The sequence below is a fragment of the Sulfitobacter sabulilitoris genome, assembly GCF_005887615.1.
Taxonomy (GTDB): domain Bacteria; phylum Pseudomonadota; class Alphaproteobacteria; order Rhodobacterales; family Rhodobacteraceae; genus Sulfitobacter_E; species Sulfitobacter_E sabulilitoris.
This window is the reverse complement of record NZ_VANS01000001.1, coordinates 37,923-52,635: the sequence shown is the minus strand read 5'-3', so window position 1 is coordinate 52,635 and position 14,713 is coordinate 37,923. Positions and strand designations below refer to the sequence as shown.

The window sequence follows — 14,713 nt, the reverse complement described above, 5'->3', positions numbered from 1 at the left end:
GGGGGTATCGTTCCTTGGGCAAGGGTCGGCCCGACGTGGGGGCGCGCAAGCGTGTCGGGCCCCGGCAGGTTGCGCCGGGGCCCCAGCGTCATCGGATCAGTAGGAACACTCGGCCGCATAGGCGTCGACGTGGTCGGTCAACGAGGTCGCGATCACCTTGTTGGTGAATACGTCCCCCTCCTTGATGACCTCGCGCACGTAGTAGTCCTGCACCGGGTGCTGGTTGGTGCCGAACTTGAAATCGCCGCGCACGGAGGCGAAATCCGCTTCGGCCAGTGCCGCGCGGAAGGCATCGGCGTCCTTGACGTCGGCCTTGCCCATCGCACTCAGCAACAAGTTGGCGGTGTCATAGCCCTGGCTGGCATAAAGCGACGGCAGACGCCCGTATTCGGCCTCGAAGGCCGCGACGAATTCGACGTTGGCGGCATTGTCGAGATCCTTGCTCCACTGGCTCGTGTTCTTCACGCCCAATGCCGCCTCGCCCACGGCTTGCAGGATGCCCTGGTCAAAGCTGAACGCCGGGCCCACGACCGGCAGGTCGATGCCGCTGCTGGCATATTGCTTGAGGAACGAAATTCCCATGCCGCCGGGCAGAAAGAAAAACACCGAATCCGCACCGCTCGCCCGGATCTGCGCCAGTTCCGCAGCATAATCGGTCTGTCCCAGCTGGGTATAGATCTCGCCTGCGGGCTCGCCCTTGAAGAACCGCTTGAAGCCGGTCAGCGCATCCTGCCCCGCCGGATAGTTCGGCGCGAGGATAAAGGTGTTCTGATAGCCGGTGTCGCTGGCATAGGCGCCCGCGGCCTCGTGCAGGGCGTCGTTCTGCCAAGCGACGTTGAAATACAGCGGGTTGCACCCCTTGCCGGCCAACTGGCTGGGCCCGGCATTCGGCGAAAGATAGAATTTGCCCTGCGCCACGGCGGCGGGCACGACGGCCATCGCAAGGTTGGACCAGATGATCCCGGTCAGCACATCGACCTTTTCGGACTGGATCATCTTGTCGGCCAGTTGCACCGCGATCTCGGGCTTGCGCTGGTCGTCCTCGATGACGACCTCGAGCTTGTCATTGCCCGCCATCTTGGCCGCCAGCATGAAGCCGTCGCGCACGTCGATGCCAAGGCCCGCACCGCCGCCCGACAGCGTGGTGATCATGCCGACCTTGACGCCGCCCTCATGACCCGCGGCAAAGCCGCCGGTGGCCATGGCACAAAGCCCCGCCGCAAGGATAATGGATTTCAGTTTCATCGTTGTCTCCCGTGTTGATGGGGCTCTTGTGTCCCCGGTTTATATATTTTTCAGGCTCTTATGAGCTCTTTTTAATGCGGTTTCCGGTCATGTGACCCGGCTTTTCGTCTGGAATTCGGGGGTGTCCCACAGACGACCGTCCATCACCTTGACCAGCCGGTCAACGGCCTCGGTCACGTCGCCGGCATCCAGGTAAAGCGGGGTAAAGCCAAAGCGCATGATGTTGGGCGCGCGGAAATCGCCGATCACGTCGTGGTGGATCAGCGCCTGCATCGCGGCATAGCCATGCTCGAACTCGAACGACACCTGACTGCCGCGCACCGCCCCGTCACGCGGGCTGGCCAGCGTCAGGTCGGGCACGCGCGCCTCCACCTCCTCGATGAACTGCTCCTGCAGCGCCAGAGAGGCGGCGCGCACCTCGTGCATGTCCACATCCTCCCACGCCTGCATCGCGACCTCGAGCGCCGTCATCTGCAACACCGGGGGCGTGCCCACGCGCATCCGCTCGATCCCGGCGCCGGGCTTGTAGTTCAACGTGAAATCAAAAGGCGCCCGGTGGCCGAGCCAGCCCGACAGCGCCGGTTCGACCGTATCGGCCAGATCGGCGCGGACGTAGATGAAGGCCGGGGCACCGGGGCCGCCGTTGAGGTACTTGTAGGTGCAGCCGATCGCGATCTCGGCGTTCGATCCGGCCATGTCCACCGGCAGCGCGCCCGCCGAATGGGCCAGATCCCAGATCATCACCGCGCCCTTATCATGCGCGGCCGCGGTGACGGCGTTCATGTCGTGCATCCGCCCGGTGCGGTAATCGACATGGGTCAGCATCACGGCCGCCACATCGCCGGTGATCGCCTCCGCCACCGCCTCGGGGGCCACCGTGCGCAGCTCATAACCTTGATCGAGCGTCTTGATCAGCCCTTCGACCATGTAAAGATCGGTCGGGAAATTTCCTGTGTCCGACAGGATCACGCGACGTCCGGGGCGCAGCTTGATCGCGGCCGCGACCGCCTGATAGACCTTGATCGACAGGGTATCGCCCAGAACGGTCGTGCCCGCAGGGGCGCCGATCAGCCGCCCCACCAGATCGCCCACGCGCGCGGGCTGGTCCATCCAGCCTGCCGCGTTCCAGCCCTTGATCAGCAGGCCACCCCATTCCGCATCCAGCATGTCGGCAATCCGCGCAGGCACCGCGCATGGCATCGGCCCCAGCGAATTGCCATCCAGATAGATCAGCCCCTCAGGCAGGTTGAACAGGTCTTTTCTCGTTACGTCAGCCACTTACAGGGCTCCTCTCACGTGCCAGAGTTCGGGAAACAGCTCAACTTCCAGCATTTTGCGCAGATAGCCAACACCTGACGTACCACCGGTTCCGCGTTTGAATCCGATGATCCGCTCGACGGTGGTCACATGGTTAAAGCGCCAGCGGCGGAAATAGTCCTCGAGATCGACAAGCTTCTCCGCCAATTCGTATATTTCCCAATATGTTACGGGGTGTTCATAAACCTGTTTCCACAGATCCTGCACCTCTGGCCTGGCCTCCCAGCTGGCGCTGGCGGGCGGTCCGGCCTGGTCCGGGACGCCAAGCCGATCGGTCAGCAGCGCGATCGCCACCTGGTAGAGGCTCGGCTGCTCCAACTCGGCCTTGAGGGCGGCGAAGGCCTCCGCCTTGTGTTCGTGCAGCTTCATCAGCGCGCCGTTTCGGTTGCCAAGCAGGTATTCCACCAGCCGGTACTGGTGCGACTGAAACCCCGACGAATTGCCAAGGCTGGGGCGAAAGGCGGTGTATTCGCTCGGCGTCATGGTGCGCAGCACATCCCATGCGCCGTTGAGCTGTTCGAATATCCGCGCGACGCGGGCCAGCATCTTGAAGGCCGGGCGCAGCTCACCGCGCTGCATCACCCGCCGCGCGGCCTGAAGTTCGTGGATGGCCAGCCGCATCCAAAGCTCGGAGGTCTGGTGCTGCACGATGAACAGCATCTCGTCATGCGCGTCGCTCAGCGGATGCTGCGCGGTCAGGATCGCATCGAGGCCGAGGTAATCGCCATAGGACATGTCGGTCGCGAAATCCATCTTCGCGCCGTCGGGGGCCTTGCCGCGGCTGGGGGGCGTATCGCTCATGCGGTTTGCCGCAACGCGAAGCGCTGGATCTTGCCCGTCGCGGTCTTGGGCAGGGCATCGACAAAGCGCACGTCGCGCGGATACTTATAGGGGGCGATGGTGTTTTTCACGTGCTCCTGCAAGGCTTTCACCATGTCGGCGTCACGGCCGTAGCCGTCGTTGAGCACCACATGCGCCTGCACGATGCTGCCGCGCGCCTCGTCGGGGGCGGCGACCACCGCACATTCCGCGACCGCGGCATGGGCCAACAGCGCCGCCTCGACCTCCGGTCCCGCGATGTTGTAGCCGGCGCTGACGATCATGTCGTCGTTGCGCGCGGCAAAGTGCAGATAGCCGTCCTCGTCCATCGTGAAGCTGTCGCCGGTGATGTTCCAGCCGTCCACGACGTAATCCGCCTGCCGGTCATCGGCCAGGTAACGGCAGCCCGTCGGCCCGCGCACCGCCAGCCGCCCCACCGTGCCGCGCGGCACCTGCGCGCCCGCGTCATCGACGATCTTCGCCTCGTAGCCGCGCACCGGCTTGCCGGTACAGGCCGCGCGGTGATCGTCAAAGCGGTTCGAGATGAAGATATGCAGCATTTCCGTCGCGCCGATGCCGTCCAGCATGGGTTTGCCGGTCTTGTCCTTCCAGTCGTGATAGACCGGCGCGGGCAGGGTTTCGCCGGCCGACACGGCGGCGCGCAGGCTGCTCAGGTCGGCGCCCTCCTCCATCGCGGCCAGCATCGCGCGATAGGCGGTGGGCGCGGTAAAGCAAACCGTGGCGCGGTATTTCTCGATGATCTCGATCATGTTGGGGGGCGATGCGTTTTCAAGGAGCGTCGCCGCCGCGCCGAACCGCAGGGGAAAGATCGCCAGACCGCCAAGGCCGAAGGTAAAGGCCAGCGGCGGCGAGCCCACGAAGATGTCCGACGGCTGCACCCCCAGCACTTCGCGCGCATAGCCGTCCGCGATGATCAGCAGGTCACGGTGAAAATGCATCGTCGCCTTGGGGCTGCCCGTTGTGCCCGAGGTAAAGCCCAGAAGCGCCACGTCGTCCTGCGCCGTGGGCACCGCGTCGAATAGCACCGGCTTTTCCAGCGCAAGCCGGTCCAGCTCGGCGTCGTGGTTCGACGTGCCGTCGAACCCCACGACGGATTTCAGGAATTTCGAGGTTTTCGCGCAGGTCGTCATCTCGTCCATCAGCCGCGTGTCGCAGAGCGCATGGCTGATCTCGGCCTTGTCCACGATCGCGGACAATTCGCCCGCGCGCAGCATCGGCATGGAATTCACGACAACCGCGCCCGCCTTGGTCGCCGCCAGCCAGGCCGCCACCATCGCCGGGTTGTTGGCCGAACGGATCAGCACGCGGTTGCCCGGCTTCAGCCCCAGGTCCTCGACCAGCGCATGCGCCAGCCGGTTGGTCCAGTCGCTCAGCTCCTTGTAGGTGCGGCGGCGCCCGTTGCCGATGAGCGCGGTATGATCGCCAAAGCCCTTCTCGACCATCGCATCGGTCAGCTCGACCCCCGCGTTCAGACGATCGGGATAGTCGAAACCTTCCAGCAACAAATCCGGCCAGCGCTCCTCGGGCGGCAGGTTGTCGCGCGCAAAACTGTCGATATGTCCTGAGGGACGCAGCATGGTCAGTCTCCGCTCTTGGCAGGTGGGTGCCCGGCGCCCGTCGGGGCATCGGCCGTGCGCGGGGGGCCCGGTCTATCGCACATTTTTCGTCTCCGGGCCGGTCGCTTTCTCTGCAAGCTCCGCCAGCCGCGCGGCCATGTGGCGCGCCTCCTGGGGGGTAAAGGCCCCCAGCATCTCGTTGATCCACGCCTCATGCGCGGTGGCCTGGCGAGTGAATTCCGCGCGGCCCGCCTGCGTCAGGCGCACCACCATCGCACGACGGTCGCCCGGCACGGGCACACGCTCCACCAGCTTGTCCAGCGCAAGGCGGTCCACGATGCCGGTGACATTCCCGTTCGAGACCCGCAGCACGCCGGAAAGCTGGCTCATCTTCAGACCCGCGTCATCGCGCGCCAGCGCGGCCATCACGTCAAAGCGCGGCAAGGTCGATCCGAAGTCGGTCCGCAGGCGGTCGCGCAACTGCGCATCGACACGGCGCGACAGTTTCAGAAGCCGCAGCCACAGGCGCAAACGGTCCTTTGACCCGGACGCGGCAATCTGTGCCGGGGCGATCATGCGCGGCCCGATGGCGATGCGCGCAGTCGGGATGCAGCGGTGTCTGACTGTGCCATGGCTCCCTCTTGATCAGGTGTCGCCGGGGTGCGGATGCGTCCCGACACCCCGAACGTTAGGGCGAGTCGCAAAATGCTTCAAGGGGGAATATTTTATACCTAAACTATTCCCGCTCCCGCGTGACCGCGCGGCGCGAGGGTCGACCGCACTCGACCGCAGGCGCCACCACGCCGCCGATCGCGCCGCCAATTCCATGCGGGCCAAAGCCCGGCCTTGACGCGCGCCGCGCCGCATGGGACCCAAAGATCACGCGGGGGCGGGCACGGACGCCTTTTGCGGGCGGCCACCGCGACAGCCAGACCGCACAGGGGTGTCCGGGACGTACCTGTCGCCGGGATATTCAATGCCACCGTGTCCACAGAACCGTTCTCGCAAGGACCATGACATGACGGCGACCTTCCATGACCTCTCCGGCCGATCCGTCTTTATCACCGGCGGCGGGTCGGGCATTGGCGCCGCGCTGACCGATGCGTTCCTGGCACAGGGCGCGCAGGTCGCCTTCATCGGCCGTTCGGATGCCTCGGGCTTTGCCGCACGAATGCAGGCCAAGCACGGACGCACGCCGTTGTTCGTGCAAGGCGACATCACCGACACCGACCGCCTGCGCGCCGCCATAGCCGAGGCGGCGGCGGCGCATGGCCCGGTGTCGGTGCTGATCTCGAATGCCGCGAACGACATGCGGCACAGCCTTGAGGATCTGACACCCGCGATCTGGGACGATCTTCTGGGCATCAACCTCAGGGCCTATGTCTTTGCCGCGCAGGCCGTGGCGCCGGGGATGCGCGCGGCGGGAACGGGCAGCATCGTCAATTTCTCCTCCATCAGCTACATGATGGGGAACACGGGCTATCCGGCCTATGCCGCGGCCAATGGCGGCATCACCGCGCTGAGCCGCAGCCTTGCGCGCGAACTGGGGCCCGACGGCATTCGCGTGAACGCGGTGGCACCGGGCTGGGTCATGACGCAAAAGCAGCTCGATCAATGGGCCACGCCCGAGGATCTGGCCGCGCATCTTGACCGGCAATGCCTCAAGCGCCACCTGGTTCCCCGCGACATCGCCGATGCGGTGTTGTTCCTGGCGTCCGACAGCAGCCGGATGATGACCGGGCAATGCATGGTGGTGGACGGCGGCGCGGTGCACACAGGATGAGCGCGGCAGCGATCACCCCCGACTGGATCGCCGTCGATCGCGGCGCCGACCGTCTGCGGGTCTGGGCGATGCAGGGCGCGACCAGGCTTGCCCAGGTGCAGGCGGATGCGGATATCAACCCGCATGCACCCGACGGTTTCGATCAGATCCTGCGCGCCGCGACAGCCGGATGGACGATCGCCGCCGGAACGCCCGTCGTCGCCTGCGGGATCGCCCAGTCACCGCAAGGCCGGGCCGAGGCACCCTTCCGCGCCGTGCCCTGCGCGCCGTTGGGCGATCCTGGGGCGGTGGCCCCCACCGCAGGCGGCTGGCGGGTCCGGATCATCCCCGGCCTGTCGCAATCCACCCCGCCTGACGTGATGCAAGGCGACGAAACCCGGATCGCCGGGTTCATGTCGCTCAATCCCGGCTGGGACGGGGTGGTCTGCCTGCCCGGCACACATTCCAGATGGGCGCATGTCAGCGCCGGAGAGGTCGTGAGCTTCCAGACCTTCATGACCGGCGAACTGCTTGCCTTGCTGGCCACGCAGTCGGTCCTGCGCACGACGGTGACGGGCGGCGATGCGGGTGCCGAAACCGACGCCTTTGACAGCGGCCTGGCGGACGCGATGGCGCGGCCCGAACGCCTGGCGGCCCGGCTGTTCGGTCTGCATGCCGCGGATCTGCTGGAGGGCACGCGCGCCGATGCCGCGCGATCGCGCCTGTCGGGGCTGCTGATCGGGGCGGAACTTGGCGCGGCGAAACCCTACTGGCTGGGCCAGGACATCGCGATCCTTGGCGCGGCGGAACCTGCCCGGCTCTATGCCCGCGCGCTGCGCACGCAGGGTGTGCCCGCGACGGTGGCCGATCCGGACCGGATGACGCTGGCCGGGCTGACGGCGGCATATCGCGCCATGACGCCCGCCACATGACGCCGCCGCCGGCCGTCCGTCGGCGCGCCGGCGGTCAGCGCCCTGCCGACAGAGCGGAATTGAGGCAGCCCAGAAGCGCGGCATCGTCGCGGGTGATGAGCGACACCGGGACATGCCGCAGATCGGGCGCAACGCCGGGGTCCGCCTGCATCTGGTCGCAAAACCGGGTCCGCGATACGCCGTGCACCAGCCCGCGCGCGACCGATCCCGCCAGATAGACACCGCCCAGCGGCATGTACTGCAACCGCAGGTCCACGATCACATCGCCCAGCATCGTGGCAAAGACATCCAACGTCCTGCGCGCGGCGGCGTCGCCTGCGCCGGCGGCACGGTCGATGTCGGCCCCCTCAAGGCCCTTCTGCCCGGTGGCCAAGGCATGCATGCGCGCAAGCCCCGGACCCGACATCGCGTGTTCGACCTTGCCAAAGCCCGCCGCGGCCGCATCGCCCAGATAGGCCCGCAAATGCGCCGCCGCCCGCTCGGGCAGGCTCGATAGACCGTATTCCACCCGCAGGCAGGCCGACCGACCGCCCATGCGCAGCACCGGGCTGAGGTTAAAGCCGGTCCCGACCCCGACGACCAGCCGCTGCGCGTCATCGGGCCGCGCGCGCGTGCCGGGCCAGACCGGCGTGACATCTGCGGGGCGCAACAGGTCAAGCGCGTATCCCAAGGCACTGAGATCGTTCAAGAGCCGGACCGTCGCGCCGGGATAGGTCCGCTGCAGTCGCTGTGCATCGATCGTCCAATCGCGGTTGGTCAGTGTCGCACGGGTGCCGGCAACGGGCCCCGCCACCGCGATGGCAAAGCCGCTGACCTTCCCGACGCCGGCCTGCGCCAGATAGGCCGCCAGCGCCGCGTCGAAACCGGCATGGGCATCGTTCTCGAACCGAAGCGTGCGGGCGGGGTCGATGCTGCCCGCCTCGGCCACCGCAAACCGCAGGTTCGTGCCGCCCACATCCGCCAGAACAAGGGTCATATCCGCCCCTCAGACAAAGCGCGACACATGGTTTTCAAGCATCTCCTGCCGCCCCGAGCGGGGCTGCGGGTTAATGTGATCGCGCTCCACCTCCGCCGCGATCCCGTCCAGTGTCGCCTCCGACAGCCACTTGCGCGCGCGGCTGTCGTCCCAGCCGGAATAGCGGTCGGCGCGGGTCTGCTCCAGCCCGCCGTCCTCCAGCATCGCGGCGGCGGCCTTGAAGCCGCGCGCGCAGATGTCCATCGCCCCCACATGCGCCGCGATCAAGTCAAAGGGATCCAGGCTTTGCCGCCGCAGCCTGGCGTCGAAATTGGTGCCGCCGGTGGTGAACCCGCCTGCCTTGAGCACCTCGTAGTAGGCCAGCGCCACCTCGGGGACGTTGTTGGGAAATTGGTCGGTGTCCCAGCCCGACTGGTAATCGTTGCGGTTCATGTCGATGGAGCCGAAAATGCCCAGGCTGGCGGCCAGCGCCAGTTCATGCTCGAAACTGTGCCCGGCCAGGATGGCGTGACCCTGCTCGATGTTCACCCGGACCTCGTGTTCCAGCCCGAAGTCCTTGAGGAACCCGTAGACCGTGGCAACGTCGTGGTCATACTGGTGCTTGGTCGGCTCCTGGGGTTTCGGCTCGATCAGGATGGCGCCCTTGAAGCCGATCTTGTGCTTGTACTCGACCACCATCCGCAGGAATCGCCCGGCCTGGTCCCGTTCGCGGCGCAGGTTGGTGTTGAGCAGCGTCTCGTAGCCTTCGCGCCCGCCCCACAGGACATAGTTTTCACCCCCCAGCCTGTGCGTGGCATCCATGCAGGTCTTGACCGTCGCCGCGGCAAAGGCAAAGACCTCCGGATCGGGATTGGTGGCCGCGCCCGCCATGTAGCGACGGTGCGAAAACAGGTTGGCCGTGCCCCACAGCAGCTTCGGACCGCCCGCCGCCATCTTGCCCTCGAGGTAGTCCACCATCTCGTTGAGATTTCGGGTGTTTTCAGCAAAATCATCGCCTTCGGGCCGGATGTCGGCATCGTGAAAGCAATAATAGGGCTGGCCGAGGATGCCGAACATCTCGAACGCCACGTCGGCTTTCATCCTGGCGTGATCCATCGTGTCGCCGAACCACGGGCGGTGAAACGTCTGGCCGCCAAAGGGGTCGCCGCCGGGCCAGGCAAAACTGTGCCACCACGCGACGGCAAAGCGCAGATGGTCGGCCATGCGCTTGCCCGCGATCATCTCATCGGGGTTGTAGTGGCGATAGGCCAGCGTGTCGGCGGGCGCATCGGGGGCATGGGTGACGGGGTCGATCCCGGCGAAAAAGTCGGTCATATCGTGTCCTTCAGGGCAGCATAGGCCGCGCGATAGCGCGCGTGGCCGGTGTGAAATGCCGCGACCAGATCGCGCCGCGGCGGGATGGTGCGAGCGATTGCGGGACGGCCGGCGAGCGTCGCGCCTTGCCCGGTCTTGGCCATCTGCGCAAGGCGTGCCGCGCCGAACGCGCCGCCGACGTCGCCGCCCGCGGCCAGGTCGATGGGCAGATCGAGCGCGGTGGCCAGCGCCTCCAGCCAATAGTCCGACCGGCTGCCGCCGCCCACCGCGATCAGGCTGTCGATCCGCGTTCCGGTGTCGCGCAGCGCATCGAGGCAGTCGCGAAAGGCGAAACACACCCCTTCGAGCACCGCACGGGTACCCGCCGCCCGGTCGGTGGCGTGGCCCAGCCCCAACAACGCCCCGCGCGCGGCGGCATCGTTGTGCGGCGTCCGCTCGCCCCCAAGGTAGGGCAGGAACAGCGGCGCGCCAGGGGCCTGCAGCGGGCCCAGACCAGCGGTCAGCCCGGCCGCGTCCGCCCCCACCAGCCCGGCATACCAGTTGAGCGCGTCGGTGCATGACAGGATCACGCCCATCTGGTGCCACATGCCCGGCAAGGCGTGACAAAACATGTGCACGGCGCTGGCGGGATCGGGGCGGTAGGCGTCGCTGGCCGCGAACAGCACACCGGAGGTGCCCAGCGATATGAACCCCTGCCCGCTGGCCACGGCCCCCACGCCGATGCCTGCCGCGGCATTGTCGCCCGCGCCACCCGCGACGACCACACCGCGCCGCAGGCCCCAGCGGTCGGCCAGCGCGTCGCGTAGCCTGCCCGCGGGGTCCGATCCTTCGACCAGCAGCGGCATCCGATCCCGCGACAGCCCCGACGCCGCCAGCAGATCGTCGGACCAGTCCCGCGCACCCACGTCGAGCCAGGCCGTGCCGGACGCATCCGACATGTCGCTGACCGCCGCGCCCGTCAGCCAGAGCCGGAGATAATCCTTGGGCAGCAAGACGGTGTCGATGCGGGCAAAGATCTCGGGGGCATGGGTCCGCACCCACGCCACCTTGGGCGCGGTGAACCCGGGAAAGACGATATTGCCGGTGATGGCGCGCCAGATCGGATCGGCGTCCATCGCGGCGGCCTCGGCGTGGCTGCGGGTGTCGTTCCACAACATGCAGGGGCGCAGCACATCGCCCGCGGCATCGACGAGCGTCGCGCCATGCATCTGACCGCTCAGGCCGATTGCCTCCACCGCACCCAGATCGACCTGCGCGCCAAGCTCCGCCATCACCGCCTCGGTCGCGCCCAGCCAGTCGGCGGGGTTCTGTTCGCACCAGCCGGGGTGCGGGCGCTGCACGCTCAGCGGCGCGACGGCGCTGGCCTGCACGGCCTGCGCGCCGTCCATCACCACGGCCTTCAGCCCCGAGGTCCCCAGATCAAGCCCGAGGTACATCGCCCTCAGGCCGCCTTTTCGGGTTTCTTGCCCATGATGATCATGCTCAGGATGTCATCCTCGGTGACGTCCTCGACCCGTTCCGTCGCCACCAGCTGCCCGTTCTTCATCACCGACACCCGGTCGCACAGCGCCAGCATCTCGCGGGTGTCGTGCGAAATCAGAATGATCCCCAACCCCTGTTTCTTCAGCTCCTGGATCAGTTCGGCCACCATCTGCGTCTCGTGAACCCCCAGGGCCGCGGTGGGTTCGTCCATGATCAGGATCTTGGCGTTGAAATAGACCGCCCGCGCGATCGCCACCGATTGCCGCTGCCCGCCGGACAGGGCGCTGACCGGCTCCTTGATCTTCTTGAAGTTGGGATTGAGGCGCGCCATGATCTTGCGGGTCTCCGCTTCCATCGCGTCGTCATCGACAAAGCCCAGCCAATTGGTCAGCTCGCGCCCCAGAAACAGGTTGCTGGCCGCATCGAGGTTATCGGCCAGCGCCAGCGTCTGGTAGATCGTCTCGATGTTGTAGCGCCGCGCGTCGCGGGGGCTGTTGATCTGGACGGGCTGACCTTCGACCAGGATTTCGCCGCTGTCGGCGCGGTAGGCACCCGACAGGATCTTGATCAGCGTCGATTTACCGGCGCCGTTATGCCCCAAGAGGCCCACGACCTCGCCCGGCATGACGTCGATGGACACGTGATCGACCGCGTGCACCCCGCCGAAGGAGATACAGATATCGCGCATTTCGACCAGGGGCGTCGTGCCGGCATGTTGCGGTTGGGTTGTCATGTCATTTCCCCCCTGTGCGTTTGCGGTAGATCGTGTCGATCAGCACCGCGGCGACCAGCACGGTGCCCACGACGATGTTCTGCAAGGGCGCATCGACCCCCACCATCGCCATCCCGGATTGCAGCGACTGCATGATCAAGGCCCCGAGGATGGCGCCGTAGATCGTGCCGATGCCGCCCGACAACGCGGTGCCGCCGATCACCGCGGCGGCGATCACGCGCAATTCGTCCAGCGTGCCGATGTCGTTGGAATGGTTGGTCAGCCGCGCGCTGGCCACCACCGCCGAAATCGCGCAGAGCGCACCCATCAGCGCAAAGACCTTGACCGTCAGCAGCCGGGTGTTGATGCCCGAAAGCTCTGCCGCGTCGGGGTTGCCGCCGGTGGCAAAGATGTAGCGGCCCAGCCGCGTGCGCGTGGCAATCAGCGTCATCGCGACCGCAACCGCGATCAGCAGCAGGACCGATATCGGCAAGCCATAGGCGGCGCTGAACCCATCGGGCAGATCTTCGCCCCGCGCGGCAAAGACGCGGCGCAGGCGGCCCTTGGGAATGTCGTAGGCGTTGAGCGTGGCGATGAACCCCAGGATGCCCGCCGCCATGATCCCGCCCATCGTGATTTCGGCCCAGACCGGTTTGACGGGAAAGCCGTGGCTCAGCTTGGCGCGGCGCGCCGACCAGAGCAACCAGACCACCCAAAGCACCGCCAGCCCGCCGAAGATCCAACTCCAGGTCGCGCCCAGCGTGCCGTTGATGCCACCGAATTTCATGAAGGTGGGATCCAGCGGGCCGATGGTCTGGCCGCTGGTCTGATACCACGCCACGTTGCGCCAGACGAGCAGGCCGCCCAGCGTCACGATGAAGGCGGGAATGGTCAGGTAACCCACCAGCCAGCCCTGGAACGCACCGATCGCGGTGCCGACGGCGATACCGGCCGCGATGGTGATCCACGGCGTTAGCGGATGGCCAAGGCCCAGCCCGAACATATCGGGCAGATAGCGCACCTGGAGCATCGCCATGAAGGCCGAACAGGTGGCCAGAAGCGCGCCCACCGCCAGGTCGATATGGCGGGTCACGATGACGAACACCATGCCGGTGGCCATGATCGCCACGCTGACGGTCTGGATCGTCAGATTGAAGATGTTGCGCGGGGTCAGAAACCGCCCGTCGGTCAGCACGTTGAAGGCGATGCAGATCACCAGGAAGGCGCCGATCATGCCCAGAAGACGGGTATCAAGTTCAAGCGCCTTGAACCCGCGCAGCGTCTTGACCTTGGAGGAGGAGGAGGAGGAGGAGACATCCGTCATGGCGGTCGGATCCTTGCTCGGCAGGAAAATGGGGGCCAGTGCCACGCACCGCGATCTTGCGGGGGCCACGGGCCGGACTGCGCGGGGGCCGGACAAACGGCCCCCGCGACGATGGGTTTAGTTGCAGGGCGCCGGGCCGCCTGTCACGCCCTGGCAAAGCGCCTCTTGCGTGATCCAGCCCGCGTCGACCACCGTGCTGAGGTTGTCGGCGGTGATCGGCACCGGCGACAGGAAGCGCGCGACCATCTTGGTGCCGCCCGGCGATGTCCATTCCTGCGCGCCGTCGATGGCCATCATCTCGGTGCCCTCGGCCAGCGACACGGCGATCTCCGCCGCCGCCTTGCCCAGATCGCGCGCGTCCTTCCAGACGCTGACGGTCTGCGTGCCCTTGGCCACCCGGTTCAGCGCGGCGTGGTCGCCATCCTGACCCGACACCGGGATCCCGTCCATGCCCTGCGCGGCCAGCGCGGCGACCGCACCGCCGGCGGTGCCGTCGTTCGAGGCCACGACCGCATCGACGTCGTTGTCGTTCGCGGTCAGGATCTGTTCCATGTTGCGCTGCGCGTTGGCGGGCAGCCAGCCGTCGGTATAGGCCTCGTCGACGATGGTGATGTCGCCCGCGTCAATCGCCGCCTGCAACACCTCCTGCTGGCCGCCACGCAGGAAATCCGCGTTGGGATCGGTGGGCGAGCCCTTGATCATCACGTAGTTGCCTGTCGGTGCCGCCTCGAGCACGGCACGGGCCTGCATCCGGCCCACTTCGACGTTGTCGAAGGTGAGATAGAAGGCGCGCGGGTCCTCGATCAGGCGGTCATAGCCCACGACCGGGATGCCTTCGTCGGCGGCGGCGTTGATGGCGGGGCCGATCGCCTGCGCGTCCTGAGCAAGGATGATGAGCGCGTCGACACCCTGCGCGATCAGGCTCTCGACGTCCGAAAGCTGCTTGGCCGAGGAGCTTTGCGCATCGGCCGACACGTATTCCGCGCCCGCGGCCTCGAGCGCCGCCTTGATCGCCGCCTCATCGGTTTTCCAGCGCTCTTCCTGAAAGTTGGACCAGCTCACGCCGACCGTCATCGAATGGCTTCCGGCAAGCGCTGTGGTGCTCAGCGCGGCGGACAGGGCCACGCCCATGATCATGATTGTCTTCATTGGTTCCTCCCACGGACCTTTATGTCGTCTTGATGCCGATTTTGGCTTGATGGCATGAGCAAAAGGATTGACGGTTTTAATTCATCTGTCAAAATAAATTTATC

Annotated in this window: 13 protein-coding genes; 2 read left to right on the top strand and 11 right to left on the bottom strand. The window is 66.5% G+C overall.

The genetic code is table 11. The annotated features are described in order from the left end of the window. Nucleotides 1-96: 96 nt before the first annotated feature. The 5 genes from FDT80_RS00205 to FDT80_RS00185 form a co-directional block, all read right to left on the bottom strand. Nucleotides 97-1,203: an ABC transporter substrate-binding protein gene (locus FDT80_RS00205; RefSeq protein WP_425471971.1), complete on the bottom strand. Its 1,107-nt coding sequence runs from the start codon at nt 1,201-1,203 to the stop codon at nt 97-99. A gap of 129 nt (nt 1,204-1,332) precedes the next feature. Beyond that, nucleotides 1,333-2,523 carry a kynureninase gene (gene kynU, locus FDT80_RS00200; RefSeq protein ID WP_138660240.1) on the bottom strand — a complete coding sequence of 397 codons (1,191 nt, stop codon included), beginning with the start codon at nt 2,521-2,523 and terminating at the stop codon, nt 1,333-1,335. Then, on the bottom strand, nt 2,524-3,363 hold the full coding sequence (locus FDT80_RS00195; protein ID WP_138660239.1) for a tryptophan 2,3-dioxygenase: 840 nt from the start codon (nt 3,361-3,363) through the stop codon (nt 2,524-2,526). It abuts the gene before it with no gap. Continuing rightward, nucleotides 3,360-4,979 carry an AMP-binding protein gene (locus FDT80_RS00190; protein ID WP_138660238.1) on the bottom strand — a complete coding sequence of 540 codons (1,620 nt, stop codon included), beginning with the start codon at nt 4,977-4,979 and terminating at the stop codon, nt 3,360-3,362. Before FDT80_RS00190 ends, FDT80_RS00195 begins: the two co-directional genes overlap by 4 nt. A 72-nt stretch (nt 4,980-5,051) precedes the next feature. Beyond that, on the bottom strand, nt 5,052-5,534 hold the full coding sequence (locus FDT80_RS00185) for a MarR family winged helix-turn-helix transcriptional regulator (RefSeq protein ID WP_138660237.1): 483 nt from the start codon (nt 5,532-5,534) through the stop codon (nt 5,052-5,054). Between the two features lie 442 nt (nt 5,535-5,976). Between FDT80_RS00185 and FDT80_RS00180 the strand changes: the two genes are divergently transcribed. Continuing rightward, nucleotides 5,977-6,741 carry an SDR family NAD(P)-dependent oxidoreductase gene (locus FDT80_RS00180; RefSeq protein ID WP_138660236.1) on the top strand — a complete coding sequence of 255 codons (765 nt, stop codon included), beginning with the start codon at nt 5,977-5,979 and terminating at the stop codon, nt 6,739-6,741. Beyond that, nucleotides 6,738-7,652: a 2-dehydro-3-deoxygalactonokinase gene (locus tag FDT80_RS00175; protein ID WP_138660235.1), complete on the top strand. Its 915-nt coding sequence runs from the start codon at nt 6,738-6,740 to the stop codon at nt 7,650-7,652. Before FDT80_RS00180 ends, FDT80_RS00175 begins: the two co-directional genes overlap by 4 nt. A gap of 34 nt (nt 7,653-7,686) precedes the next feature. On the opposite strand, the gene FDT80_RS00170 is transcribed toward FDT80_RS00175, so the two are convergent. The 6 genes from FDT80_RS00170 to xylF form a co-directional block, all read right to left on the bottom strand. Continuing rightward, nucleotides 7,687-8,628: a glucokinase gene (locus tag FDT80_RS00170; protein WP_138660234.1), complete on the bottom strand. Its 942-nt coding sequence runs from the start codon at nt 8,626-8,628 to the stop codon at nt 7,687-7,689. A 9-nt stretch (nt 8,629-8,637) separates the two neighbouring features. After that, nucleotides 8,638-9,942 (bottom strand): xylose isomerase, encoded by a 1,305-nt coding sequence (gene xylA / locus FDT80_RS00165; RefSeq protein WP_138660233.1) that lies wholly within the window; start codon nt 9,940-9,942, stop codon nt 8,638-8,640. Next, nucleotides 9,939-11,378: a xylulokinase gene (gene xylB, locus FDT80_RS00160; protein ID WP_138660232.1), complete on the bottom strand. Its 1,440-nt coding sequence runs from the start codon at nt 11,376-11,378 to the stop codon at nt 9,939-9,941. The genes xylA and xylB overlap by 4 nt, the downstream gene beginning before the upstream one ends. 5 nt (nt 11,379-11,383) lie before the next feature. Next, complete coding sequence (locus tag FDT80_RS00155; protein WP_138660231.1) at nt 11,384-12,157, bottom strand: ATP-binding cassette domain-containing protein; 774 nt, start codon at nt 12,155-12,157, stop codon at nt 11,384-11,386. A 1-nt stretch (nt 12,158) separates the two neighbouring features. Further along, nucleotides 12,159-13,460, bottom strand: a complete 1,302-nt coding sequence (locus tag FDT80_RS00150; RefSeq protein WP_138660230.1) for a sugar ABC transporter permease — start codon at nt 13,458-13,460, stop codon at nt 12,159-12,161. A gap of 117 nt (nt 13,461-13,577) precedes the next feature. Next, nucleotides 13,578-14,591: a D-xylose ABC transporter substrate-binding protein gene (xylF, locus tag FDT80_RS00145; protein WP_425471970.1), complete on the bottom strand. Its 1,014-nt coding sequence runs from the start codon at nt 14,589-14,591 to the stop codon at nt 13,578-13,580. Between the last annotated feature and the right edge of the window lie 122 nt (nt 14,592-14,713).